This is a genomic window from Microbispora sp. H13382 (assembly GCF_014161445.1).
Classification (GTDB): domain Bacteria; phylum Actinomycetota; class Actinomycetes; order Streptosporangiales; family Streptosporangiaceae; genus Microbispora.
This window is the reverse complement of sequence record NZ_JABBXA010000004.1, coordinates 187,665-211,286: the sequence shown is the minus strand read 5'-3', so window position 1 is coordinate 211,286 and position 23,622 is coordinate 187,665. Positions and strand designations below refer to the sequence as shown.

Here is a 23,622-nt window from a genome sequence, read left to right as displayed (position 1 = left end):
CTTACACGCACAGACTATGAGTAACTACACCATGTCACCACATAACGGACGTTAGGGCTGCGGCGATCGGTGCTGCGAGCCGGAGGATTGGGCAGGCGCCGCAGAAGATTCCGAGCCACCTCGGGACGGAAGCGGCGGCGAACCGCCCTCGTAGTGCAACCGGTCGTCCCCATGCAGGCTGAAACCCGCCCAGTGGAAGGGATGGGGGAACTTCCGGTGCGTTTCACGGTAAGCCGCCAGCATCGCCGCACCGATCGGACCACCGCCGATCCAGTTGTCCAGCAGTGCGGACATGAAGACCTCAGCGGCCCGGTAGTCGACCGACCAGTTGGCCGCGACGATCGCCTGCGCCCCGGCGAGCAGGAGGGCGGCGGGGAACCCGAGCGGTTCATCTCCCATTCTGAAATGCTGCCGGCCGGACATGCAGGCGTCGAGGATCAGCAGCCGGGCCTTGAGGTCCAGGCCGAGCACGTCCCGTACCGTCAGCCGGTGAGCCGGGTCGTCGGGCCGGCCACGTGAGGGCTGACGGCCCTCATGCGAGAGGAGCAACGCGGAATCGGCCGCGTCGATCGAGGAGAATGCCCCGTGACAGGACAGGTAGACAATGTCCGCCTCGGGGGCCGAGGAGAGAAGCGACTCGCGTGACGCTTCGGCGCCAAGGAAGACACGCCCGCCCGCACGTGCCGCGAACGCCTCGGGAGCGGCGGTGAAGGCATCGGCGACCTTCCCGGCCTGTTCGGCGTAGGCCGTGGCGAAAGCGACGGGCGCACCGCTTTTGACCCGTGGACCGCGTCTACGCAGGGCGCCGTACAGGGAAAGACTCGGCACATACGAAACGGGATAGCGCAGGCCGACGGGCCAGCCGGCGACCTTCAGCAGGTGCACCGGCACGTCGTGCAGCCGCTGGTGCGGTGCGATCACAAGTGTCGAGCCTTCGGGAACGGCGCGGAGCAGCGGCGCAAGCAGTCGCTCACCCAGAGGTTCCGTCCACGCCATATCGGAGGTGCGCTCGGGCTTGTTCGAGTTGACGTTATAGGAGAACCGCCGGATCACATCCGCCGCGGCCCGAAGGTCCTCCTGCAGACCGTCCATGGTCACCACCCGCGTCCCACCCTCCCGCGGGTCCAGCCAGAACAACCGGATCTCGCGACCACTGAGGTGGAAGTCCACGAGCACCGGCGCGTTCACGGCTCGCTCCTCGCCGCTCGCACCAGTGACCGCGCTATCAGGGGCGCCGAGGCCGGGCTCTCGCGGTAGTCGCGCCGGGCCGCGGCCACAGCGGACGGCGGAACGGGGATCCGCCACAAGGGAAGGATCGCCGCGAACTGGTCATCCGTCACAGCGTCCAGCACCTCCTCGGCAGTGGACACCTCCCCCAAACCGAGCAGGCACAGCGCGACGTAGAAGGCCCACTCCTGTCTCCCGCTCAGTTCCCACGCCTGCACGAAGAGCGGCAGCGCGGCATCCCATCGTTCCTGCTCGAGCGGCTCGAATCCGTCCTCGGCGATAGCTGAGGCCCGGAGGAAGTGCTTGACGTCTTCCCCCACGTCGGCGGTTTCCGTACGGGTCAGCAGCGCCTCGCAGGCCGAGCAGAACCGCGAGCCGATCTTGTTGAAGATCTTGCAGTTCTCACAGTCGACCGCGCCCCCCGTCCAGCGCCCGGGCTCGAACAACGGTGGCGGCTTGGGAGCCGGTTCCGCCGCGGGAACGGGCTCTCCGTACACGATCGCCCGCAGCCGGGGCACAGACATCGGTATAAGGTCCAACTCCTCCGCCTCCGCCAGCAAGCGCCGCTCCAGCCCGTTCAGGGTCTCCTGCTGCTCAAGGGTGAGAGCCGCCGTGGTACGTACGCGCCGGCGCAGGCTGCGTACGAGTGCAAGCCGTGCCGCCAGTTCCTCATCGGTCGGTGTGACCGGTATCTCGCGGTAGAAGCGATGTGCCTTGTATCGCTCCAGCAGGTGCAGCGCGATGTCCGGCAGGCCGCTATCCACAGCGGCCGAGATGGCGTGGTCGTAGAGGTGTGACCGGTTCGCCAGGTACACGTCCGCGCGTTCCTCGCTGGTCAGCAACAGATAGGTCCGCTCGATGCGGTCGATCGCGTTCAACAGGTGCCGCAGTGCCGCGTCCGGGCGTCCGAGTGTGTCCGCGAGTACGGCCATGTTCTGGTCGAGGGTGGTGGCGAACCCCGTGGCGCCATGGTCGGCCGCGACGGCCAGGGCGTACTCCAGGTGCCGGTAGGCACGGCGCAGGTCCGGCACCATCCCGGGAGGAAGGCCGCGATCGGCCTCCGCCGCCCCCGCGACGAAAAACAGCGCGGCAAGGTGGGACAGAGAAATTGCGTGATCGAGAGTCCTCCCGTCCGCCAGGTATTCGGCAATCGCCTCGAAAAGGAACCTGTGAGCCTGGCGAGCGTCGGGGAGGGTCATTCCGAGCATCGCCTTGCAGTCGGTGGCCAGCTGAGGGTCCCTGGTCGTCGCCAGAGCCGCCTCGAAATGCCGCGCCGCGCTCGCGGTGTCCCCTTCTTCGAAATCCAGCGCCCCCCTCTGATATTCGGCGCCCGGTCCTTTTGGCAGGACCTGCAGTAGTGCGACGGCATGCTCGTTCATGCCGAGGTCACGCATGAAGTAGAAGTCCTGCCAGCGGGATCCGCGGGCATCGGCCTCCGCGTCGAGTGCCCGTGCCCGCTCGAGCAGGATGTCTGCCTGCTCGAAGTCGCCGAGGCGGCGTTCCAGCGCCGCCTCGGCCAGGAGAAGTTCCGCAATCTCTCGACGTTCCACCGGGTCGGCTGACTCCCGGGGCAGCCCGCGGGCCATGTCGCGGTGACGCGCAGCCTCTCGCAGATCCCCTCTGGACGAGGCGCCGTCGATCAGGGCGGCCATGACGATCCGCACCGCGCGCGGGGTGCGGGGATCGAGTCCCATGTGCGCGGCCTCGCCGTCCCGCATGAGAGCCGCCGCGTGGCGGGCCCACGTCAGCTCGGCGGCCTCCGCCATCTCGGTATGGCCAAGTTCACGGAAACCGCGCACGCTCTCCGCGAGCAGGGAAACCGCCTCGGTCAACGGGAGGTGAGCGGCCGCGTAGACTCCGCGCTGATAGAGCACGATGGTGGAATGCAGGCGACTTGGCGCCCGAAGTGCCAGCCGAGCCGCCACGTCGAAGCACCGCAGGCCCTCCCCCGTGTCGCCGTCGCCAGCGAACAGCCATGCGAAGAGCTTCAGGAATTCCAGCGCCAAGGGCAGGGCGTCGGGGGCGATCCGCTCCCCTTTCCCGTCGGCAAGCGTCCGCCGGGCGTTCTCGTAAGTGGAGCGCGCCCCGGGCATTCTCGCCACCACGGCCTTCAGCAGCAGCAGCACCTGCCGCCGGTCGTGCTCGCCGACCCGGCCGGCGACCTCCACCAGATCGGTCACCGATTCGGCGAGCGAGTTCGTGCTCAGCACGTACCGCAATGCCTCGGCGACCGCGGACTCGTAGGGTGCGAGGATCTCCGACGGGCGCGGCAGCCCTGACAGTTCCAGCGGATCGCTCATTCCAGCAGGTCCCCAGGGACGGAAGAGCCGCCGGACATGTCCTGGCGCGGATCGTCCGGGTCGAGGTATACGCCGATCCGGTACGCCCGCTGGGCGTCGGCGTCCCGGCCCAGCGTGCGCAGCACCGCTGCCATGCCGAACCTGCTCTCCGGGTCGGCCGGTGCCAGCTCGACGGCTCTGGTGAAGCAGGTAAGCGCGGCCACGGGCTCCGCCGCCTGCTGGACGGCGCCCTTGCACCGCCACAGGACCCCGTCGTCCGGCCACCGCCGAAGGGCACGGGTCACCTCCGCGTCCGCCGCGGGGAGGTCCTCCTCCTCCACGAGAAACTCACAGTGGACGCGGGTGAGCGGCAGGGAGTCCGGCCTTACGGCGCGCAGCCGCGACGCGTGCCCGGCCGCGGCGCGCGGACCGTGCAGCAACCGGATTTGCAGGACATCGCCGACTCCGGCCGGCAGATCCGGCAGCGGCGGCAATGTGACGGCCACGTCCGTTCTGCCCTCGGCCAAGGCCTCGCACGCCACCGCCATGGCCGCCGGACTCCTCAGTTGCGGCCGCTCCCGCTCCAGACGCCGGAACACGCCAGCGGCTGTGCGGTACTCCTCAAGGTAGAAGAAGGCGTACGCGGTCCCCAGCAGAACCGCCGAGTTCTCCGGATCCGCTTCCTCGAATTGCCCGAGATGCCGCAACGCCAGCGCCCCGTCACCTCGGTGCAACGCCCAGAACGCCGCCCTGAAACGCACTCGCTGTGGGATCCGCCCTCCGCGCACACACAGCCGGTCGGCCGCGACAGATTCACCGACACGTCCTGCCCCCCAGCAGGCCGTCCCGTACAACGCCAGGATCTCCGGATCCAGGGCGACGGGCGGATCCTCGTTCAACGCCTGACTGATCAGGGACCTGACGCTGCTCGCCGCCTGATCGGCAAGGATGTCGTCGCCCTCACTGGGGGCCATCGGCGATCATTTGCGTGGCGATGTTCTCGACGGCCGACACCTTATTGTCCTCCCACTCGATCTCCAAGGTGGGTGTTTTAATCCTCTTGGGGCGGTATTTCAGGAGTACCAGGACGACACCGATGACGATCAGGGACCCGAGTCCGAAATCCTTCACCCCTGCGACCTGCGCGTCTTCGATCGCTTCCCGCACCATCGGAGCGAGGTCTTCCTCCGCCCCCAGGTATTTGAGCAGGCTCCGACTCCAGTCCGCCGTCTCCTCCTGGTCACCGGCGCCGGACCGCATCGCCGCGAGAAGTTCCCCCGATGGGCCGGTCGCCTCGGCCTTCCCCAACTCGTCCCGCGCCTGTCGTTCGTCGACGGTCACACCCCAGTGATATTCCATCGCGATTCGCAGATTACGAACCGCCGCCACAGCGGTCTCCGAATCAAGGTTGTCGATCTCTTCGAGGAGATTCATCGTCTCTCCTGGCGGAAGGATTGGGACGGGAGCCGCAGGCCTTTCGGGGCTACCTGGGGATTGTAGGCATGCGGCTGCGACGTCGGCCCTGCGCTATTCGTCGCGATCCGATCACGGTTCTCATCGGTGGCCATAATTCGGCTGCGCTCGCACCCGAAACATCGTGGAGACGGAATTGCTATTCACGCCCGTCCCGGCCGCTTCCCTATGACCAACACGGCATGCCGCCCCCGTGACCGCATGCCGGTACGGCCCGCGCCGGGCGGGCGCGGGCCGTACGGGATGAGCGGGTCCTACTCGACCGTCACGCTCTTGGCGAGGTTGCGCGGGCGGTCGACGTCGCGCTCCAGGGCGACGGCGGCGTGGTAGGCGAACAGCTGCAGCGGGATCGTGAGCAGGATGGGGTCGAGCTCGACCTCGTTCTTGGGCACCACGATGCAGTCGTCGGCCGCCTCGGAGGTGCGGTGGCCGACCATGAGGATGCGCCCGTGCCGGGCCCGGATCTCGCCCAGCGTGGTGAGGTTCTTGTCCAGCAGCTCGTCGTCCGGGACGATCGCGACCGTCGGCAGCTCGGGGCTGATCAGCGCGAGCGGGCCGTGCTTGAGCTCGCTCGCCGGGTACGCCTCGGCGTGGACATAGGAGATCTCCTTGAGTTTCTGGGCGCCCTCGCGGGCCACCGGGTAGCCGCGCACCCGGCCGACGAACATCATGCCCGGCGAGTCGGCGTACTTCTTCGCCAGCTCCCTGATCCGGTCCTCCAGCGTGAGGATCTCCTTGATCTGCTCGGGCAGCCGGCGCAGGCCCTCGCAGATCCTGCGGCCGTCGGCCGGCGACAGGTCGCGTACGCGGCCGAGGTGCAGGGCGAGCAGCGCGAACGCCACGGCCGTGGAGGTGAACGCCTTGGTCGAGGCCACCGAGACCTCGGGACCGGCGTGCAGGTAGATGCCGCCGTCGGTCTCCCTGGCGATGGCGCTGCCGACGGTGTTGACGATGCCGAGCACCCGGCCGCCCTTGCGCTTGAGCTCCTGCACCGCCACGAGCGTGTCGTACGTCTCACCCGACTGGCTGATCGCGACGTACAGCGTGTCGGGCTCCACGACGGGGCTGCGGTAGCGGAACTCGGAGGCGGGCTCGGCGTCGGCGGGGATGCGGGCCAGCTCCTCGATGAGCTGCGCGCCCATCTGCCCCGAGTAGTACGCGGACCCACAGCCGATGATCTTCACGCGGCGGAAGGAACGGATCTCGCGGGCGTCCATGTTGAGGCCGCCGAGGTGGGCGATGTGGAACCGGTCGTCGATGCGGCCGCGCAGCGTGCGGGCGACCGTGTCGGGCTGCTCGGAGATCTCCTTGAGCAGGTAGTGCTCGTAGCCGCCGTTGTCGTAGTGCCCGGCGTCCCAGTCGACCGTGAACGGCTCCTTGGCCGTCTCCCTGGCGTCACTGGTGAACGTGTTGAACCCGTCGGCCTTGATGACCGCCAGCTCGCCGTCCTCCAGGTGGACGACCTGGCGCGTGTAGCGGATGAGCGCGGCGACGTCGGAGGCGGCGAACATCTCCTTCTCGCCGAGGCCGAGCACGATCGGGCTGCCGTTGCGGGCCACCACGATCTCGCCGGGGCGCTGCTCGTCGATCACGGCGATGCCGTACGTGCCGACCACGCTCTTCAGCGCCCGCAGCACGGCCTCCCGCAGCGACTCGGTCTCCTTGACCATCCGCCCGATGAGCTGCGAGAGCACCTCGCTGTCGGTCTCGCTCTCGAACTTCACGCCCTCGCCCTCCAGACGGCGGCGCAGCTCGTCGGCGTTCTCGATGATGCCGTTGTGCACGACGGCGATGCGCTGCTCCTGGTCGAGGTGCGGGTGCGCGTTCACGTCACTCGGCGCGCCGTGGGTGGCCCATCGGGTGTGCCCGATGCCGATCGTGCCCTTGAACTTGGCGGGCACCGCCGCCGCCAGGTCGGCGACCCGGCCCTTGACCTTGCGCGTCTTGAGGCTCTTGGCGTTCACGACGGCGAGGCCGGCCGAGTCGTAGCCCCGGTACTCCAGCCGCTGGAGACCTTCGAGCAGGATGGGCGCCGCATCCTTCGGCCCGACGTAAGCGACGATTCCGCACATAACCGCTCCTATCCGTAAACGATCCGCCGGAGCTGGCGCAGGGTCAGCTCCGGTGCCGCGACACGTCTTCCCGCGAGCTCGGCGGAGATTCTGGGGAAGATCTGGTCGTTGGTCAGCCCCCTCGACTTGAGTTCGCCGTGGCGGCGCCGCACGTACTCTTCCGCGGGCTCGCCGAAGTACGCCAGAACGTCGGCCACCACGCGGGCCGCCTCCCCCGGTCCCAGCGACGTGGTCCGGGTGAGGTGGCCGATCAGATCCTCGAAGGGATTCCGTGCCGTGGACACAGAGCAGGACCCTAACGCAGTGCTGATGCCGACTAACAAGTTTCCTGCCCGTTTTCGGGCAGGATCAGTCCAGAAGCTGCCCCAGCGGCATCTCGACGGTCGCCTCAGCCGTCCACCGCGATGTCGGCCACGCTGAAGGACATGACCTGGGGGTCGTCGAAGATGGGTAGCAGGTCCGCGGGCCACCCGCTGAGGACGAAGCCGTGCACGCCCTGGCCGGGGAGGGTCTTCAACTCGTCCAGGTTCAGTCCGAAGGCGGTCAGCGACTTCTCGTCGCCCGGCCCGAGCAGGGAGATCCAGGTCTCGAACTCCTTCGTGAGCGACGGCTCGGCGCCCGACGAGCACCAGGCGTCGAAGCCCCGGGAGTCGCAGTACTTGGAGCCGTCCCAGGAGAGGGGCTTTCCGTTCGGCCCGGTGGAGAACAGCAGCACGTCCGGTGTCCTGCCGATGAGCTTCACCACCTCGGGCTCGGAAAGCGGCTCGCGCAACCCGACGACCACCTCGGACCTGACAGACGGGCCGAGCGACCGAAGCACACGTCGCGCCTCCTGCCGTGCGTCCTCATCCTGAAGCGGGTCCGCGCCGAGCTTCACGAGCGCGGCCGTCAGGCTCCACCCGCTCAGGTTCCTCGAGACGTCCGCGGCGTCCTCGACGTCGTCGAGTCGCGTACTCCAACCCCCGTATTCCGAACCCGAGGAGGGCGCCGGCCGCCGGGGTTCGATGGTGGTCCAACCGTCACGAGAGCCGAAGCCCCTGGCTCCACCGGATTGGACCACGCGGTAGTCGGGATTGGTCACCGAAAGGAGGTTTCTCCAGACGGCGACCGCGTGCCCGTCATCCGAGTGCGCGGAGCACCCGTTGACCCCCACCACCGTCATCACCACCAGCCCGACGAGCAGCGTCCGCTTTTCTCGTATTCGCACCCGCTCATTCATTTCACACAACCTGCCCGCACGGAACGCGCCCCGAAGCACGGCCATTCGCCGCGGCATCTCGAGTGCGGTAGGCACCTCCATAGATGAGCGGGGAATATGGGCCGCTGCTCGACTGCGGCGGCCGGTCGGGCCGCACCCGGACCGGCCGCCCGCGAGGGGCTAGGGACACGACCTAGCGTCGGCGCATCAGCAGACGGCCCTGGCGGAAGCGCTCGCCTTCGAGAGGCTCACGCAGCATCCGCCCGATCTCGAGGAAATCCGCCTCGCGGGCCAGTTCGGCGAGGTCGTCGATCGGCCATCGGTACGCCGGCGCCGCCTTGTGGTCGAATTCCGTCACCGGATCGCCCTCGGACTCGAAGAAGCCGAGCAGGAGGACGCCGCCGGGGGCCAGGACGCGGCGGAACTCGGCGAAGTACGGCGGCAGTTCCCGCGGCGGGGTGTGGATGACCGAATACCAGGACAGGATGCCGCCCAGCTCGCCGTCGGCGAGGTCCAGCGCGTGCATGGACCCGACCTCGAAGCGCAGATCGGGATAGGCCTCACGGGCGAGCTCGATCATCCTGGGCGACAGGTCGACGCCGAAGGCGTCCAGTCCCAGGCCCCGCAGGTGCTCGGTCACATAGCCGGGGCCGCAGCCGAGTTCGGCCACGGGCCCGGCGCCGGCGGCCCGTACGGACTCCGCGAACGCGGCGAGCATCGCGCGGTCCAGCGGCAGGCGGTCGAGCGAGTCCCGGAAGAGCTCGGCGTAGAGGTCGGCGACGGCGTCGTACGCCTCCGCCGTCGCGGTGAGATAGGAAGCGGATTGGGTCACGGCGGGCGACTCTAGTCCCTCGGCTCACGCTCCGCGGATCACTGAAACGGCTCGCCCCGGTGGTCGCCGGCGACCGCTCGCCGGTAGCCGCGCCGGCGGGATACGAGCCGGCCCCGGGCGGATCAGGAGCCCCGATCCGCCCCTCGGCCGGTCGGTGCGCTGATCAGGTCGCCGGGGCCGCGGCGCGCAGGATTTTCATGAACTCGCGCATCCACGCCGGGTGGTCCGGCCAGGCCCGCCCGGTCACGAGGTTCTGGTCGACGTGGGCCTCGCTGTCGACCCACGTGCCGCCGCCGCTCTCGACGTCGGTCGCGCAGGCGGGGTACGCGCTGCTCTCCCGGCCCTTGAGCACTCCCGCCGCCGCGAGCACCAGCGGCCCGTGACAGAGCGCGGCGATCGGCTTCCCTGCGCCGGCGAAGTGGCGGACGATCTCCTGGACGTCCCGGTCGCCGCGGATGTACTCGGGGGCGCGCCCGCCCGGGATCACCAGCGCGGCGTACTCGTCGGGGTCCACGTCGGCGAAGGCCACGTCGGCCGCCCAGGTGTGGCCCGGCTTCTCGGTGTAGGTGTCGAAGCCCTCGACGAAGTCGTGCACCACGAACTGCAGCTTCTTGGCGGACGGCGCCGCGATGTGCGCCTCGTAGCCCTCCTCCAGAAGCCGCTGGTACGGATACATCACCTCCAGGTCCTCGGCCGCGTCACCGGTGACGATGAGCACCTTCGCCATGACGGAACCCCCTCCTGTGTACGGTCGCGGCCTCATCCTGCGCGCCGCCTCCGCGGCGGGTCAACGTCTCGCCCCACTTCGGTCACAGCCGCGAGTCCGCGTACGGAATCGGCGGCGGTTGGCACCGGCACCCCCGGGAATCCGCTAGAGTTGTTCACGCGTCGCCGGGGAAACCCGAGCGATGGCTGCGGAAGTGGCTCAGTGGTAGAGCATCACCTTGCCAAGGTGAGGGTCGCGGGTTCGAATCCCGTCTTCCGCTCGGAGCCCGGACCATATCCGGGCACGGACGATTAGCTCAGCGGGAGAGCGCTTCCCTGACACGGAAGAGGTCACTGGTTCAATCCCAGTATCGTCCACCACCGCTCGAAGGCCGGATCCGCGATCAGCGGATCCGGCCTTCGGCGTTCCGGGCCATTGAGGCCGTGAAGTGATCCGGCCCGGCCGGGTGATGAAAGAGGAGCCGTAGACCGGCGGGGTGATGGAAATGGAGCCGTGGACCGGCCGCCTCTCCGCTCCCGTGGAAGCCTCCACCTGTGGCGGCGCCGGCCGCTGACATGCGGCCGGCGCCGCCGGCGAAATCGCGGCAGCCCGATTCCCGGGACAAAACCTTTCCGCCGCCACCGGTACGGCCCCCGCCATTGAGCACCGGTGTCACGATGGGCGCGGCCGGCTCTGCCGGTTCCAGCACCGAGATAATCTTCTACCAATTGCCCCGTGCGTGCACAATCAATTTACGTCGGAAATCTTACGGCTCAGATCTAGATTTCTTCTTAATGACGGACTTTGTCGTCGTTTTCCGAACGCGGGACGGCGAGCACCTGTGGCGCGGCCTGGCTCATCCGGGTACGCAGCCAGAGCAGGTGGACGGCCGTCTCGGGGGCGCAGTGGCGGGTCAGGTCGAGCAGGTCGTCGTCCCTGAGCCCGCGGGCGGCCTGTGCGAGCACGCTCCAGGACAGGTCGCACTCCGTCGCGAGGAGATACAGCCCGTGCAGGTCCCGCAGCAGCACGAGGCCGCCGCCGTCCCCACCGCCCCGCCCCGGTGTCACACGCGGGCGCCGCGCCGTTCCGGGGTCCGCGCCCTCGACGCCCGCCCGCTCCCGTTCCGCGGCCGCGCGGACGACCCGCTGGAGGTCGGCCGTCTCCAGACCCGCGGCATCGAACCCCCCCGCGTCGAACCCTCCGCCGTCGAGAGCCCCGGCGTCGAAACTCGCGGTCTCCAGGCGCGGCGCCTCGAAGCCCGGCGGCCTCAGCCCCGCCGTCCTCGTCTCGGCCCCCAACGCACGCGGGTCGCGCGGTCCGCCGGAACGGTACCGCCGCAGGAAGGGCTTCAGCCGCTCGGCGTGATCGCGGCACTGCGCGGCCAGCCGCTCGCACACGCCGCACAGGTCGGGCTCGCGGGGATGGCCGCGCCGCAGGGCGCGGAACCCCGACGACAGCTCGTGCTGCGTGCGGGAGAGCGTCTCCAGGTAGCGCGCCAGATGCTCGCTCACGGAGCGCCCCACCCGCGGGCCGCGTCCCCCCCAGCGGTGCGTGTGCGCGCAGGGACCATCTCTCGTCGCTTCCTTCCGGTAGGCCGACCCACCTCGTCTCCGGCGAATGCGGACGTCAGACCTCCTCGTACCGCTCCGGCGCCTCCCCTCCTCCCGCTGCGGCCGTCACCTCGGGCCGCACGGCCGCACCGCGGCCGAGGTGCGCGGCGGCGGAGCAGAGGCCCTCGTCCAAAGAGGCGTCCCCGCGCCGCCCGGCCTTCAACAGCCGGACCGCCACGGCCGTGCGCAGCGGCCGGCGGGACACCGCGTCCCAGGCGGTGAGCGTGAGCTCCTCCGCCGCCCGTGTCACGGCCTCGCCCTGCCCGTCGAGCACCAGGACCACGGCTCCGGGGCGTCCGCCCGACAGGCGCGCGACGGCCTCCAGCACGCCCAGGCGCGACTCGACCCGGACGAGGTCGCCGTCCTCGACGCCGAGCACCGCGGCGTCGCCGGGATGGACCTCCAGACACGGCTCGGGCACGGCGTCCCCGAGCCGCGCCAGCCGGACGGGAAAGCGGCGCGGCGCCCGGCGTGTGGTGAGGACCAGGGGGTGCTGGTCGTCGGCGACCTCCGGGGACGGCTCGAACTCGGCGGCGTGGAGGAAGGCCCGTCCCCCGGGGTCCCCGGTGCGGTACCGCTCCTCGCCGTACTCGGCCCCCGTGGCGAGATCGGCCCCGAACGTCTGGCAGTGCCCGGGGCTGGTGGCGAAGCGCCCTCCGGCGTACAGGCGCTCGACGCCGTGGGAGCTGGAGGGCGCGCAGGGCCACTGGATGCCGCCGGCCCGCAGCCGCTCGTAGGTGATCCCGGTGTGGTCGCACGGACGGCCCCTGGTGCACGCCTTCCACGCCTCGAACGCCGACTCGGCGTCCGTCCAGTGCACGAGCGGCCGGCCGTCCCGGTCGCGCAGGTCCATCCGCCGCGCGTAGTCGAGCAGGATGCCGAGGTCCGTCCTGGCCTCCCCCGGAGGTTCGACCGCCTTCTCGCACAGGTGCACCGTGCGGTCGGCGCCCGTGACGGTGCCGGTCCTCTCGCCCCAGGCCGCCGCCGGGAGCACCACGTCGGCCAGCCGCGCGGTCTCGGTCAGGTACGGATCCTGGACGACGACGAACAGGTCCTCCCGGCCGAGGATCCGGTCGAGACCGGGCGTCGTGGCCGCCGGATCGGACGCGGTGATCCACAGCAGCCCGACCGACCCCTCCTCGGCGTACCTGAGGATCTGGCCGGCGTGCGTGGCGGGCCCCCAGTGCGGGATGACGGCGGGGTCGACGTTCCACAGGTCCGCCAGCTCGCGCACGTGCCCCGTGTCGGCCCAGTTGCGCAGTCCGGGCAGGTCCGCGGCCGAGCCCGCCTCCAGCGCATCGCACCCGGGCCCGCCGAGCTGGAACAGCCCGGCCCCCGGACGGCCGAGCATGCCGCGCAGCAGGTGGACGTTGTTGACCTGGCAGGCAGCGGCGGTGGCCTGGTTGGAGCCCAGGAAGTCCTGGCCCACCGTCGACACCAGCCGCTCGGCCGCGCCCAGGATCTCGGCGGCCTGCTCGATGAGCGCGACCGGCACCCCGCAGATCTCCGCCGCCCGTTTGGCGGGGTACGCCTCGACGACCCGCCACAGGCGCTCGAAGCCGACGGTGTGCGCGGCGACGTACGCCGCGTCGTGCCAGCCGCCCGCGATCAGTTCGTGCAGCAGCCCGTTGAGCAGCGCCACGTTGGTGCCGGGACGTACGGCGAGGTGGACGTCGGCCTCCCCGGCGGCCGCCGTTCCCTCGGGCCCGACCACGATCATGGCGGGCGGCCCGGGCCCGAGCCGCCGGTCGAGCATCCGCTCCCACAGCACGGGATGGGAGGCGGTGCAGTCGTGCCCCCACAGCGCGAGCGCGTCGCAGTGGTCCACGTCGGTGTAGGAGCCGGGCTGTCCGTCGGCGCCGAAGCTCGCCGCGAGCGCGGCCGCGGCGGCCGCCGCGCCCCAGCGGGTGTCGCCGTCCATGTGCGGGGTGCCGATCCCCGCCTTGCCGATGACGGCGAGGGTGTAGTGCTCCTCCAGGAACAGCCGTGTGCCCGTGTGGAAGGCGAGACGGCCCCAGCCACCGGGGCGGGCGAGCAGCTCCCTCGACCTCGCGACCACGCGGTCCATCGCGGTCTCCCACGTGGCCTCGACCAGCCTCCCGTCTTCACGAACCAACGGGCGGGTCAGGCGTTCCGCGCGCGGCTGCCAGGCGTGCCACTCCCGGGGGTCGAGCCTGCCGTGGTTGACGCGGTCGCCGGCCCGGCCGCGTACGCCGGCCACCCGGCCGCCGCGTACCGCCAGGTCGATGGCGTCACCGCCCCAGCCCGCCGCCGATACGGCGCGGACCCAGTGCTCGACCTGCTGCTCGGCGAGGCCGTCCTCCAGGAACACGTCCACGCGCACCGGCCAGGGGCTGCCGAGACGGATGACCGAAGGGAGCGCGTCGCGCATGTGGCTCGGCAGGGCCGCCGCCAGCCGCTCCACCGCGTCGGGAGGTCCGTACGGCGTGCGCCGTCCCCTGGGATCGGCGATCCGGTCCAGCACCTGGCACCTCCGCGGTGGCGATGTGTGAACGACGCGTCCCGTACCCGGTGCCGTGCTCCCCCGATCCCGGAATCGCCCGAACTGACCGGTTCCTTTTCGAATACTTTCCAGAAGGGGTTAATGCCGAGCTGCCGCCCCTGTACGCTCTGTTGATCTGTAAAGTGCATTTACTGGGAGTTGTCCGCGCGGCTGGTGAGGGGCGGCCCGCGTATTCGCGTGTGGGGTGCGGATGGATGGACGCGCGGCCGGGCCGGTCGTCTCGGGCACTGCCGCGCCGCTCGTCGGACGACAGGACGCGCTGACCGCGCTGAGAGGCGCGATGGCCGCGAGCCGGCGGGACGGGTTCCAGTTCCTCGCGCTGGTCGGCGAGCCGGGTGCGGGCAAGACGCGGCTGCTCGGCGAGCTGATGGCGATGGCGGGCCGGGACGGCTTCACCTCGCTGTGGGGACGCGCCGCGGAATACGAGCAGATACTGCCCTACAGCGCCCTGGTGGACGCGCTCGACGACCACCTCGACGCCCGCCGCGACGAGGTCACCCGGGCCGTGGGGACCGGGCAGGCCGCCCTGCTGTCCGGCGTCTTCCCCGGGCTGGCCTCCGGCGGCGGCCCGCCGGGGGACGAACCGGCCCTGGCCGACGACCGCAGCGGCCTGGCCCGCTACCGGCTCTACCGGGCCGTACGTCACCTCGTGGGCGCGCTGGCCGGGCCTTCCGGCTTGCTGCTGGTCCTCGACGACGTCCACTGGGCCGACGACGGCACGATGGAGTTCCTCGACCACGTCGTGCGTCATCCGCCCGCCGGGCCGGTGCTGATGGCCGTGGCCTACCGTCCGGCCCAGGCCGCCCCGCGCGTCGCCAGGCTGGCCGCGGCGGCGGGCCCGCGCGGGCACGAGCTCGCGGTCGGCCCGCTCAGCGCGGCGGAGGTCCGGCAGTTCCTCGGCCCCGGCGTCAGCCGCGGGCGGGGCACGGCGCTGTACGAGGCCAGCGGGGGCAACCCGTTCTACCTCGAGGCGCTGGCCCGGATGGGCGGCACCGACGTGACCGAGCTGCCGCCGACCATGCTCGCGGCCCTCCAGGTCGAGCTGGGCGACCTGTCCCCAGGGGCGCTGCTGGTGGCCCAGGCGGCCGCCGTGGCCGCCGACGAGTTCGAGCCCGCCATCGCCGCCGTGGCCGCCGAGGTGCCGCCGGAGGCCACGCTCGCCGCGCTGGACGAGCTGGTCGAGCGTGACATCGTCCGCAGCGCGGGCGGGCGGTTCCGCTTCCGCCACCCCCTCGTGCGCCGCGCGGTCTACGAGTCCGCGGCGGCGGGCTGGCGCCTGGGCGCGCACGCGCGGATCGTGGCCCACCTGGCGGGGCTGGGGGCTCCCGCGACGGTGCAGGCCCACCACGTCGAGCACTCCGGGTCGTTCGGCGACCAGCGGGCGGTGGAGGTGCTGGTGGCGGCGGCCCGCGCGGTCACGGCGCACGCGCCGGCCACCTCGGCGCACTGGCTGCAGGCGGCGCTGCGGCTCATGCCGGACGACGCCGCCGCCCGGGAGGGCCGGCTCGCCCTGATGATGGAGCTGAGCTGGGCGCAGGGCATCAGCGGCAGGCTGGCCGAGGGCCGCGACACCGCCCGCGAGCTGCTGCGCATGCTGCCCGAGGACGACTATCCCCGCCGGGGCCGGGCGGCCCGCGTGTGCGCGCTGATGGAGCGCCAGCTCGACCGCCCGCACGAGGCGCGGGCGCTGCTGCTCGACGAGCTGAGCCGGATGCCCAACCCGCGGGCGGCCGCCGCCGTGCCGATGCGGATGCGCCTGGTCGCCGAGAGCATGATGCGGGTGGACTTCCGGGCCGCGCAGGCCGTGCTCGACCTGATGCCCGACAACGCCGACGACTGGGAGCCCGGCCTCGCGGTCGCGGTCGCGGCGCTGCGCCCGATGCCGGCCCTGGCCGCCGGCCGTACGGACGACGCGCTGCGCTACGCCGAGATCGCCGGCAAGCTGCTCGCGGACGCGCCGGACGAGCATCTGTCCGAATGGCTGGACGCCATCGCCTGGCTGTGCTGGGCCGAGTCCCACCTCGGCCGGTACGGCGAGGCGCTGCGGCACTTCGACCGGGCGGCGGCCGTCGCCCGCTCGACCGGCCAGAGCTACATCCTGACCAACCTCCTGGCGGGCCGGGCCAAGACGCTGGTGGCGATGGGACGCCTGGCGGAGGCCGCGGCCACCGCCGAGGAGTCCGTCGAGGGGGCGCGGCTGCTCGACTCCGGCCAGCAGCTCGTCTTCGCGCTCACCCAGGTCTGCCTGGTCGAGTCGTGGAGCGGCGACGACGACGCGGCGCTGCGGGCCGGCGAGGAGGCCGTGCACCGCGGTGTCGGGGCGGGCGAGACCTGGGAGGCCACGGCCCGCTACGCGCGCGGGCAGGCCCTGGTCAACGCCGGCAGGTACGCCGAGGGAGTCGAGGCGGTGCTGGACGCGTGCAACCGGTTCGAGTCGCCGCGTCTGGACCCGGGGACGCTGCTCCAGGCGTGCGAGACGCTCGCCTACGCGGACGCCTCCCTGGAAACGAGCACGGGGACGGGGACGGACGCGGAGGCGTCCGCGCGCGCGGCGCGGTGGGCGGCGCTCGCCGCCCGGCTGGAGGACCCGCGCCTGCCTGCGTACTGCGGTTTCGCCGCGCTCGCCCGCGCGCACGCGCTGTCCCGCCGGGATCCGGGCGCGGCGGCCGCGGCCGCCGAGGAGGCGGCCGGCCAGCTGGGCTCGGGCGAGCGGCGGCTCGACGCGGGCCGGGCGCTGCTCACCGCCGGGCTCGCGCGCCTCGGGACGCCGGACGGCCGCACCCGTGCCCGGGAGCACCTGCGGGCGGCGGCGGAGATCTTCGACTCCTGCGGCGCCCGCGCGCTCAAGGCGCGCACGGAGCGGGAGCTTCGCCGTCTCGGCGTACGGGTGGGCGGCGGCGCGACCACCGTCGCGGGCGGGGACGCGCCCCGGTTCGGGCTGTCGCCCCGGGAGCTGGAGGTGGCGCTGCTCGTCGCCGAGGGGCTGACCAACCAGCAGGTCGCCGAGCGGCTCTTCCTCAGCGTCCGTACGGTGGAGACGCACCTGTCGCGGATCTTCGCCAAGCTGGAGGTCACCTCCCGGGTCGGCGTGGCGACCGCCCTCAAGCGGTGATTCCCGACAAGTACGGGTTTTCCACGATGCCGCCGGTACGTGGCGGCCTGCGATCGTATCTCCGGCAGAAAGGCGATCGCATGGGACACCGCATACCCCGGTTCACGCTCGACGGCGTGGGGAACGCCGAGGTCACGGTCCATCCGTTCGCCACCGAGGACGAGCTGGGGTTACAGCTCACCCGGTTCCGCCGGGACGACGCGCCGGCGCAGGGGGCGCCGGACGACGTCGTGCTGCTCGTGCACGGCCTGACCTCGTCGAGCGACATGTTCGTCATGCCGGAGCACCCGAACCTGGTCAGGTTCCTGCACGACAGCGGGTTCGGCGACGTGTGGGCGCTGGACTTCCGGATGAGCAACAGGTTTCCGTACGCCATGGAGACCCGCAGGGACACGCTGGACGACATCGCCCAGTACGACCACCCGGCAGCACTGCGCGAGATCCGCCGCCACGTGGGGGCGCGGCGGATCCACGTGGTGGCCCACTGCCTGGGGTCGGTGACCTTCCATATGAGCCTGTTCTCCGGGACCGTGAGCGGGATCGCCAGCGTGGTCGCCAACAGCGTCGCGCTGACGCCCCGGGTCCACCCCTGGGCCCGGCTCAAGCTCACCTTCGGTCCGGCGCTGCTGGAGTACGGCACGGGCCTGTCGTACCTGGACCCCCGGTTCAGGTACGCGCCCCCGCTGACGCGGCGGTGGTTGCTGGCCCGCGCCGTCTCCTTCCTCCATCCCGAGTGCCGGGAGGCGGCCTGCCACATGCAGAGCTTCATGTGGGGCAGCGGCAGGCCCGCGATGTACCGCCACCGCAACCTGGCGCGGACGACGCATGTGCACGAGCGGCTCGCCGACCTCAACGGCGCCTGCGACCTGCACTACTACCGGCACGTGCGGAAGATGGTGGCGGCCGGGCGGGCGGTGAAGTCCGACACCGGCGACCCGCGGTACGCCGCGTTGCCCGACGACTACCTGGTCAACGCGGCCGACGTCGACACGCCGATCCTGTTCCTGACCGGCGACCGCAACGACGTCTTCACCGACTCGAACATCGTCTGCCACCGCGTGCTGTCGAAGACGGCGCCGGGACGGCACGAGCTGCGGATCCTGCCCGGTTACGGGCACATCGACCCCCTGATCGGGGCGAACGCGCACCGGGACGTCTTCCCGCACATCCTCGACTTCCTGAAGCGACACAGCGGTCGCTGAAGCGGCACTGAGAGACCTCATTCATGGAACATGTCGACGCGGTCGTGGTCGGTTCGGGTTTCGGCGGCGCGGTCGCCGCCTACCGCCTCGCCGAGGCGGGGCTGTCGGTGGTCGTCCTGGAGCGGGGCAGGGCGTACGCACCGGGGGATTTCCCGCGCGGCCCGGCACAGCTCGGCCGCGCCTTCTGGGACCCGGTCGAGGGCCTGTACGGGATGTACGACATCTGGAGCTTCTCCGACTGCGACTCGGTGGTGGCCAGCGGCCTCGGCGGCGGCTCGCTCATCTACGCCAACGTCATGCTGCGCAAGGACGAGGACTGGTTCGTCCACGAGCAGGCGCTGCCCGGCGGCGGCTACGAGTCGTGGCCGGTGACCAGGGCCGACCTCGATCCGCACTACGACGCGGTCGAGCGCATGATCGGCGTGGCGCCGTACCCGCTCAGCCATCCCGGCTTCGACGGCACGCTGAAGACCCTCGCCATGCGGGACGCGGCGGCCGAGCTGGGCCTCGACTGGCGGCTTCCGCCGCTGGCCGTCAGCTTCGCGCCGTCGCCGGACGCGGAGCCCTGTCAGGGCGTGCCGGTCGCCGCCGCGGCGTACGGCAACCTGCACGGCGTGCCGCGCCGTACGTGCCGGTTGTGCGGCGAGTGCGACATCGGCTGCAACGACGGCGCGAAGAACAGCCTCGACCACACCTACCTGTCGGCCGCCCGGCACCACGGCGCGGACCTGCGCGCGCTGCACGAGGTGCGGCGCGTCCGGCCGCGGGTGGGCGGCGGCTACGACGTGCAGTACGTCGAGCACATGCCGCGGGGGGACGACATGGGCGAGGACGGCGACGGGCCGCCCCGGTGGACCGGGCCGCACACGATCAGCTGCGACCGGCTCGTCCTGGCCGCCGGCACGTACGGCACGTCGTACCTGCTGCTGAAGAACCGGGCGGCCTTCCCCGGCCTGAGCTCGGCCCTCGGCACGCGCTTCTGCGGCAACGGGGACATGCTGGCGTTCCTGCTGCGGGCCACCGACCGGAGCAGGACCCGGCCCATCCGGGCGAGCCGCGGCCCGGTCATCACCAGCGCGATCCGGCTCGACGACGGCGCGGACGGGCGCGGCGCCTACATCGAGGACGGCGGCTATCCCGAGTTCGTCGACTACCTGGCCGAGGGCGCGGCCATGGGACCCGGCCGCGTCGCGCGGTTCCTGCTGCGGCGGCTGCGCAACATCGTCACCCACGACACCAACCTGTCGGCGGAGATGGCCGACCTGATCGGCCGGGGCGAGCTGTCGGGCACCTCGCTGCCGCTGCTCGGCATGGGCCGCGACGTCCCCGACGGGAGGCTGCGCCTGCGTGACGGCCGCCTCGACGTGGAGTGGACGGCCGAGACGAGCGAGGACTACTTCGACCGGGTGCGTGCCATCATGCGCAGGATCGGCGACGTGCTCGGCGCGGAGTACGCCGACAGCCCGCCCTGGTGGCGCAGGCGGGTCATGACCGTGCATCCGCTGGGCGGCGCGCCGATGGGCCTCCATCCGGGCGAGGGGGTGTGCGACGCGTACGGGGAGGTCTTCGGGTTCCCCGGGCTGTACGTCGCGGACGGCGCGGCCCTTCCCGGGCCGGTCGGCGCCAACCCGTCGCTGACGATCGCCGCGCTCGCCGACCGCATGTGCACCCGGATCCTGGAGAGCCGCGCGTCCGTCACCGCGCCCGTGGCGGAGCCGTCCCCGATCGAGGCGGAGGCCGTGCCGGTGGGGGCGGCGGCCCGGCCGGCGGCGGACGCCCCCGAAGCGACGGCCGCCGCCGCGGAGGGCCCGCGTGCATTCGCGGCGGGCCCGCAGGACGAGCCGAGCGTGTTCGAGGGCCGCACCTCGCTGTGGTTCGTGGAGGAGATGCGGGGGCTTCTGCTGCCCGGCCCGCCCGGCCTCCCGGCCCGTGGGAGTGCGGCCGGAGGCTTCCCGTTCGCCTTCCGCCTCACCATCACGATCGACGACATCGAGCGTTTCCTCACCGAGCCCGAGCACGAGGCCAGGGCGGAGGGCTGGATCGAGGCCGACCTGTGCGGCGGCAGGCGCCCCCTCGCCCGGGGATCGTTCAACCTGTTCGTCCCGGGGGAGACGGCCGGGCAGCGGTGCATGCGCTACCGCCTGCACTTCTACGACGCCGAGGGCCGCCCCCGGACGCTTGCCGGGCACAAGGAGATCCAGCCGGGCGCGCCGACCCGCCTGTGGCTGGACACCTCCACCCTGCACGCCCGCCTGCTGGAGGGACACGTCGAGGAGGACGGGGACGAGCGGGCGGCCGTGGTCGCCGCGGGGGCGTTGCGCATCCTGCCGTCCGACCTCGTGCGGATGCTCACGACGTTCCGCACGGCCGGCCCGGCCGGCGCGGCGGCCGTGGCCCGCTTCTGCCGGTTCTTCCTCGGCGAGCTGTGGGAGGTCTACGGCCCGGGCTGATGTCTAGGCCCAGGGGTCGTAGTCGGCCTCCAGCGGTTCCTGGCCGGGCCGGTCGGGCTCGGGGACGTGCTGGAGGTTGACCCGGATCCTCGTCCACACGGAGCTGCGCCCCCGCATGGAGTCGACCAGGACGTCGGCCGGCCGCAGGAGCCGGGCCACCTCGGGGTGGCGGGCCTTCCACCGCTCGAGCCCGGCCATCGCCTCCTCGCGCGTGGCCGCCCTGGCGATCTCGACGAGCGGCATGACCGGCTGACGCCGCCCCTGCCTGGGCGGGGCCGCCGGCTTGTCCGGCCGGGGGCCCTGGGCCTCCGCCAGCTCCAGCAGGGCGTCCAGGGAGCCCGCCCGCTCGTCCATCCCGGCCCACGGGTCGCCCACTTCGGCGTACCGGTCGGGCAGCGACGCGAGGGTGAAGTCCTCCGGCCGGCACCCGGGCACCTCGTCCCAGGTCAGCGGGGCCGAGACGAGGCCGGTCGGCCGCACGGAGTAGGCGGAGGCCACGGTGTGGTCGCGGGCGTTCTGGTTGTAGTCCACGAAGACGCCCTGCCGTTCCTCCTTCCACCACCGGCTGGTGGCGACGTCCGGCTCCCGGCGCTCGACCTCCCTGGCCACCGCCTCGGCGGCCCGCCGTACCTCGCGGAAGGTCCACCGCGGTTCGATGCGGGCGTAGACGTGGAACCCGCGCGAGCCAGACGTCTTGGGCCAGGCGGTCAGACCGTGCTCCTCCAGCACGTCGCGGGCGACCAGGGCGACCCGGACGATCTGCTCCCAGCCGACGCCGGGCACGGGGTCGAGGTCGATCCGCAGCTCGTCCGGGTGGTCGAGGTCCTCGGCCCGTACGGGATGGGGGTTGAGGTCGACGCAGCCCAGGTTCACGGTCCACAGCAGGCAGGCGAGGTCTCGGATCACCACCTCGTCCGCCGTCCGGCCGGAGGGGTAGCTCAGCTCGACGACCTCCACCCACTCGGGGCGCTTGGCGGGCGCGCGCTTCTGGAAGAACGCCTCCTTGCCGACGCCGTGCACGAAGCGCTTGAGTATCACCGGCCGGTCGGCCACGCCGCGCACCGCTCCATCGGCGACCACCCGGTAGTAGGAGATCAGGTCGAGCTTCGTGTGCCCGGTCCGCGGGAAGACCACGCGGTCCGGATTCGTGATCTTCACGATCCTGCCGTCGAGCTCCAGCGTCATGCCGCCACACTACGTCCCGGCGCCGGCCCGGCCCGGTTCACGGCTCGATCTGCCGGGTGATGGACGGGTCGGTGATCTGCGTGTCGGCGGCCGGCAGGAGGGCCTTGGACACGATGACCGACAGCATCCCGTCCTCCTCGAAGGGAAGGAACGGTCGTCGCGGAAGATCACTGATGCCGTCGGATGACTCGTTCCTGTACGTCGGTCGGTGGTGCGTTCATACCAGCGATCAACGACAGATCCGGCCGCTGACATTTGTGGGCGGACACTCTAAGATCGCCGCCCATACCGAGGTTCGCATCGCCTGAGGAACGGCTCGGTGACCCGAAAGGCAGGCGCACGCCCATGATCTCCGACAGACGATCCGCGTCGGCCGTGGAAGGTCTCATCTCGTTACCGCTGGAACCTCTGCTCACCAGGGACTACGAGACCGATCCCGCGCCCGTCCACGAGCGCCTGCGCGCGATGTACGGCCCGGTGGCCCCGGTCGACGTCCTCGGTGTGCCCGTCTGGCTCGCGATCGGCTACGACGAGGTGCTGCACGTCATGCAGAACCCGGGCGACCTGTGGAGCAAGCGCGTGGACAACTGGCGGGCGTACGCGGAGGGGCGCGTTCCCGCCGACTGGCCGCTGCTCGCCCTCCTGCAGGCCGACAACTCGGGTTTCCACGACGGGGAGAGGCACCGGAGCCTGCGCGGCGCCTGGAACGCGGGGCTCCGGCCGTTCCAGGAGCCCGGGAGCGGGCAGGCGCAGCGGCTGGAACGCGCCATGCTGCGGTTCTGCGACGACCTCATCGACGTGATGGCGGAGGGCGGGCCCTTCGGATGGGCGGACCTCGTCACCCAGTACGGGCGGCCGTTCCCGTTGCTCGTCGCCAACCACCTGCTCGGCGTCACCATCGAGCGAGGCGAGGAAATGGTGATGGACCAGTGGCGCCTGCTGGACGGCCCCGACTCCGCCGGGGCGTACCGGCGGCTCTTCGCCGCCCTCCACGAACTGGCAACGGCCAAGCGGCACCAGCGGGGCGACGACCTGCCGTCGTACATGTCCGAGGCGAATCCGGACCTCACCGACGAGGAACTGGCCCGCGAGCTGTTCATGCTGTCCGGCTTCCTCGACTTCACCGGCAGCCTGATCTGCAACGTCATCGTCGAGGTGGTCACCAACCCCCGGATGCGGGAGACCGTGTCTGTCGGCGCGATCGAGGAGACCGTCAACCGCGTCGCCCTGCTCAACCCGGCGCTGGCCAACGTGACCTTCCGCTACGCCAGGACGGACCTGAGACTGGGCCGCTTCACCATCGCGGCCGGCGACCCGGTGATGCTGTCCATCGCGGGCGCCCACACCGACCCGCGGTTCACCGCCGCGCTCCGGGACACCGTCCGCAGCACCCGCGCCCACCTCGCGTGGGGCGCGGGCCCGCACAGGTGCCCGAGCCAGCGGTTGGCCACCCAGATGGTCACGATCGCCGTACGCCGGCTGCTCGACCGGTTCTCCACGCTCGAACTCGCGGCTCCGCGCGACGAGCTCGCCTGGCGCCCCTCCCCCTTCATCCGCACGCCGCTCTCCCTGCACGTGCGCTACCAGCTCAACCCGACCTTCGCCGCCGCGCCCTGGCCGGGGCCGGAGGCCGGCGCCGAGCCGTCGCCCGCCGCCGAGGACGGCGGCGACTGGCGCCCGAGGTCCGGCCTCCGGGCGTTCCTGCGCAAACTGCGCCGCACGCAGTGATCGAAGCCGTAGGACCGCAGCGGT

The 23,622-nt window shown here is 71.7% G+C and carries 16 protein-coding genes and 2 tRNA genes; 6 read left to right on the top strand and 12 right to left on the bottom strand.

Annotated features, from left to right (window positions below; all coding sequences use genetic code 11):
* Nucleotides 1–51 precede the first annotated feature (51 nt).
* The 9 genes from HHX41_RS10705 to HHX41_RS10665 all read right to left on the bottom strand — a co-directional run bounded on the left by HHX41_RS10705 (nt 52) and on the right by HHX41_RS10665 (nt 9,808).
* Nucleotides 52–1,188, bottom strand: coding sequence for a CHAT domain-containing protein (locus HHX41_RS10705; protein ID WP_182905823.1), 1,137 nt, complete (start codon nt 1,186–1,188; stop codon nt 52–54).
* Nucleotides 1,185–3,527, bottom strand: coding sequence for a tetratricopeptide repeat protein (locus HHX41_RS10700; protein ID WP_182905822.1), 2,343 nt, complete (start codon nt 3,525–3,527; stop codon nt 1,185–1,187). The genes HHX41_RS10705 and HHX41_RS10700 overlap by 4 nt, the downstream gene beginning before the upstream one ends.
* Nucleotides 3,524–4,480, bottom strand: a complete 957-nt coding sequence (locus HHX41_RS10695; RefSeq protein WP_182905821.1) for a hypothetical protein — start codon at nt 4,478–4,480, stop codon at nt 3,524–3,526. The genes HHX41_RS10700 and HHX41_RS10695 overlap by 4 nt, the downstream gene beginning before the upstream one ends.
* Entirely contained in the window at nt 4,467–4,940 is a 474-nt protein-coding gene (locus tag HHX41_RS10690; protein ID WP_182905820.1) for a hypothetical protein, read from the bottom strand. The genes HHX41_RS10695 and HHX41_RS10690 overlap by 14 nt, the downstream gene beginning before the upstream one ends.
* Before the next feature lie 293 nt (nt 4,941–5,233).
* Nucleotides 5,234–7,051: a glutamine--fructose-6-phosphate transaminase (isomerizing) gene (gene glmS, locus HHX41_RS10685; protein ID WP_182905819.1), complete on the bottom strand. Its 1,818-nt coding sequence runs from the start codon at nt 7,049–7,051 to the stop codon at nt 5,234–5,236.
* An 8-nt stretch (nt 7,052–7,059) separates the two neighbouring features.
* The gene (locus HHX41_RS10680; RefSeq protein ID WP_169983291.1) at nt 7,060–7,335 is read right to left on the bottom strand and encodes a hypothetical protein; all 276 of its coding nucleotides are present in this window, start codon (nt 7,333–7,335) and stop codon (nt 7,060–7,062) included.
* Nucleotides 7,336–7,439: 104 nt separating this feature from the next.
* The gene (locus HHX41_RS10675; protein WP_182905818.1) at nt 7,440–8,258 is read right to left on the bottom strand and encodes a hypothetical protein; all 819 of its coding nucleotides are present in this window, start codon (nt 8,256–8,258) and stop codon (nt 7,440–7,442) included.
* Nucleotides 8,259–8,442: 184 nt separating this feature from the next.
* A complete protein-coding gene (locus HHX41_RS10670; protein ID WP_182905817.1) occupies nt 8,443–9,081 on the bottom strand; it encodes a class I SAM-dependent methyltransferase in 639 nt (212 codons plus the stop codon).
* A 163-nt stretch (nt 9,082–9,244) separates the two neighbouring features.
* Complete coding sequence (locus HHX41_RS10665; protein WP_169983295.1) at nt 9,245–9,808, bottom strand: DJ-1/PfpI family protein; 564 nt, start codon at nt 9,806–9,808, stop codon at nt 9,245–9,247.
* 187 nt (nt 9,809–9,995) lie between these two features.
* On the opposite strand from HHX41_RS10665, the gene HHX41_RS10660 reads away from it, so the two are divergent.
* Nucleotides 9,996–10,067 (top strand) — tRNA-Gly (locus tag HHX41_RS10660).
* A gap of 25 nt (nt 10,068–10,092) precedes the next feature.
* A tRNA-Val gene (locus HHX41_RS10655) sits at nt 10,093–10,167 on the top strand.
* Nucleotides 10,168–10,578: 411 nt separating this feature from the next.
* On the opposite strand, the gene HHX41_RS10650 is transcribed toward HHX41_RS10655, so the two are convergent.
* Nucleotides 10,579–11,298 (bottom strand): hypothetical protein, encoded by a 720-nt coding sequence (locus HHX41_RS10650; RefSeq protein WP_169983296.1) that lies wholly within the window; start codon nt 11,296–11,298, stop codon nt 10,579–10,581.
* Nucleotides 11,299–11,413: 115 nt separating this feature from the next.
* Nucleotides 11,414–13,882 carry a molybdopterin oxidoreductase family protein gene (locus HHX41_RS10645; protein WP_182905816.1) on the bottom strand — a complete coding sequence of 823 codons (2,469 nt, stop codon included), beginning with the start codon at nt 13,880–13,882 and terminating at the stop codon, nt 11,414–11,416.
* A 229-nt stretch (nt 13,883–14,111) separates the two neighbouring features.
* Here HHX41_RS10645 and HHX41_RS10640 point away from each other — a divergent pair, with 229 nt between their 5' ends.
* The 3 genes from HHX41_RS10640 to HHX41_RS10630 all read left to right on the top strand — a co-directional run bounded on the left by HHX41_RS10640 (nt 14,112) and on the right by HHX41_RS10630 (nt 20,685).
* Nucleotides 14,112–17,033, top strand: a complete 2,922-nt coding sequence (locus HHX41_RS10640) for a LuxR family transcriptional regulator (RefSeq protein ID WP_182905815.1) — start codon at nt 14,112–14,114, stop codon at nt 17,031–17,033.
* Nucleotides 17,034–17,113: 80 nt separating this feature from the next.
* Nucleotides 17,114–18,235 (top strand): alpha/beta fold hydrolase, encoded by a 1,122-nt coding sequence (locus tag HHX41_RS10635; protein ID WP_182905814.1) that lies wholly within the window; start codon nt 17,114–17,116, stop codon nt 18,233–18,235.
* A 23-nt stretch (nt 18,236–18,258) separates the two neighbouring features.
* Entirely contained in the window at nt 18,259–20,685 is a 2,427-nt protein-coding gene (locus tag HHX41_RS10630) for a GMC oxidoreductase (protein WP_182905813.1), read from the top strand.
* Nucleotides 20,686–20,688: 3 nt separating this feature from the next.
* Here HHX41_RS10630 and ligD read toward each other — a convergent pair whose 3' ends face one another.
* On the bottom strand, nt 20,689–21,870 hold the full coding sequence (gene ligD, locus HHX41_RS10625) for a non-homologous end-joining DNA ligase (RefSeq protein WP_169983301.1): 1,182 nt from the start codon (nt 21,868–21,870) through the stop codon (nt 20,689–20,691).
* A 345-nt stretch (nt 21,871–22,215) separates the two neighbouring features.
* Here ligD and HHX41_RS10620 point away from each other — a divergent pair, with 345 nt between their 5' ends.
* Nucleotides 22,216–23,598: a cytochrome P450 gene (locus HHX41_RS10620; protein ID WP_182905812.1), complete on the top strand. Its 1,383-nt coding sequence runs from the start codon at nt 22,216–22,218 to the stop codon at nt 23,596–23,598.
* The last annotated feature ends 24 nt before the right edge of the window (nt 23,599–23,622 follow it).